This window comes from Arthrobacter sp. HMWF013 (assembly GCF_003061105.1).
Taxonomy (GTDB): Bacteria; Actinomycetota; Actinomycetes; order Actinomycetales; family Micrococcaceae; genus Arthrobacter.
In genome coordinates this window covers 1-2,237 of the sequence record NZ_QAIQ01000271.1, presented here as the reverse complement: position 1 = coordinate 2,237, position 2,237 = coordinate 1, and the positions used below count along the sequence as shown (strand labels likewise).

General features: G+C 68.2%; 1 protein-coding gene and 2 pseudogenes. All 3 read right to left on the bottom strand.

Features of this window, described 5'->3' with window-relative positions:
• Nucleotides 1–1,115: pseudogene (locus DBR22_RS10815) on the bottom strand (hypothetical protein); the annotation flags it as partial.
• A 1-nt stretch (nt 1,116) separates the two neighbouring features.
• Nucleotides 1,117–1,854 (bottom strand): ABC transporter ATP-binding protein, encoded by a 738-nt coding sequence (locus DBR22_RS10810; protein ID WP_108599019.1) that lies wholly within the window; start codon nt 1,852–1,854, stop codon nt 1,117–1,119.
• Nucleotides 1,851–2,237, bottom strand: a pseudogene (locus DBR22_RS10805) (PadR family transcriptional regulator); the annotation flags it as partial. The gene DBR22_RS10810 and the pseudogene DBR22_RS10805, both read right to left, overlap by 4 nt.

Here is a 2,237-nt window from a genome sequence, read left to right as displayed (position 1 = left end):
CCAGGGAACCGTACGGACCCCTGCACCCTGGCCCAGAAAACAACCCCGGCCCCACCGGCCAGGCCCAGTGCCGCGCCGCTCAGCACCCCGGCAGCGCCAAGCCACAGCCCACCGGCTGTCACCACTGCCCGGACGGTGGGAGCCTCGGCACCGGAGGCCGCCAGCAGTGCAAGTTCGCGGACCTGCCGCTTGGCCCCGACGGCGAAGGCAGCCCCCGCGAGGAGTCCCACCTCGAGCAGGGCCAGGGCGCCCACCAAACCGAGGGTGAGGTACAGCGTCCAGTCATCCCAGACCCTGCCCGCGGCGGCGTCACGGACCGGCGGCGGGTCCAGCACCACACTGCGCGAGAGCACCGAAACGCCTTGCTGGTTCAGCTCGAGAATCTGCTGCCAGGTAACGGGCGCATCGCCGATCAGGTAGTACAGAGTCTCGCGTTCCCCCGCACCGGCTTCTCCCTGGCCGGGTTTGAGGAAGAGGATGGCGTTGTTGTCCGAAAGGGTGGCATCGCGCAGGGTGCCCACTGCTGTGAAGGCACCCGCCGACGTCGTCATTTCCTCCCCCAGTTGCAGGCCAAGGCGCTTCAGGAGTCCCGGCGAAACCAGGACTTCCTCCGGCGTGGCCGGGGCGCGGCCCTGCAGCAGCGTGTATTTCCCTTCAAACGCCGGATTCAGGGCGTCCACAGCCTTGCCGATCAGGCGGACGTCTGCCTCACCCACTTCGCCCGTGACGGCTACCGGCGATTCGGTCAGCACCCCGTAACCGGGCGGGATGACGTCCCGCGGATCCGCCGGGACGTACCCAAGATCCGCCTGCCACCCGCCGCTGAAGGAGGTGTCGTTCAACGGCTCCTGGATCATCTGGCTATTGAGGGAGGGGATCGTGCGGAACCGCGCCTGGGTGCTGCCCAGTTCAAACCGGACCTTTTCGGCGGCCGTCTCCTGAGTGCTCTGGATCAGCGTGGCTGCGCCCGTCATCCCGGCGACAGGCAGCATGATCAGCAGGATGATGAGCAGCGAGCGGCCCTTGTGCCGGCTGATGTCGCGCCGCGCCATCCGGAGGGCTACCCGATAGGACTGCCGGCGGCCGCCGGGTACGGGATCAAGGCGGAGTGCCACCTCAGTACCCTGCCTGGGCCAGGAGGATGGCGGGATCGTGCATGGCAGCTGCCTGGTCCACGATCCGGCCGTCCCGGAGGAACACCACCCGGTCCGCCCACGCAGCGTGCCGGGCCTCATGCGCCACCAGCATCACGGCCGCACCGGCGTCCGCCCTGGCCCGCAGCACTTCCATAACACCTTGGCCGGTGGTGGAATCGAGAGCGCCGGTGGGTTCGTCGGCGAGGATCAGCCTGCGCTCCCCGACGATCGCGCGGGCAATGGCAACCCGCTGCTGCTGGCCGCCGGACATCTGGTCCATGAAGCGGTCCGCGAGTTCGGGAATCCCCACCTGCCGCAACGCATCAAGTGCCTGGCGATGCGCCTTCCGGGTGGCCGTCCCGTCCAGTTCCAGTGGCAGGGCCACGTTTTCGGCGGCGGTGAGCGTGGGCACCAGGTTGAAGTACTGGAACACATACCCGACGGCGCGGCGGCGCAGCCGGGCGAGTTCGTTCAGTCCCAGCCCCGAAAGGGGCGTTGATTCCACAAAGACCGTTCCCGACGTCGGGCGGTCCAGTCCCCCGGCCAGTGCCAGGAGGGAGGACTTACCCGAGCCGGATGGCCCCATGACCGCGACGAACTCGCCGGCGGCGATGGTGAGGTCCACGTCGCGCAGTGCTGCGACCGCCGTCGCACCGTCACCGAAATTCCTGCAGACGTTGGCAAGCTCCAGGACCTGCTGCGGTCCCTGGACGCTCATCGGCGGTTGTCCGCGATGAGCGGGGCAGCCTCTTCCACAGTGACCCCGTTGGACGGTTTACGTGCTGCAGCCTTGCCCGCAGTCTGTGCCTGCTGGATCATCCGCGCTTCACAGAGATCCAGCCAGCGGACCTCTGCTTCCGTCTGGAAGATCAGCGAGTCCAGCACCAGGAGCCAGGCGGTATCCGCCGATTTTGCACTGGCCGAGGTATCCCGGCGGGCCTTGGTGTAATCCTGCAACGCCCGGATGGACGCCACACGCTGGGCCTGGATGATCGCCTGCACGTCCACGCCCGGCAGCGTCACAGCGAGCGCCAGTTTGATGGCCAGCTCGTTGCGCGGCGGATTGGTGCGCTCCACGGGGGCGGCAAACCAGCCCTGCAC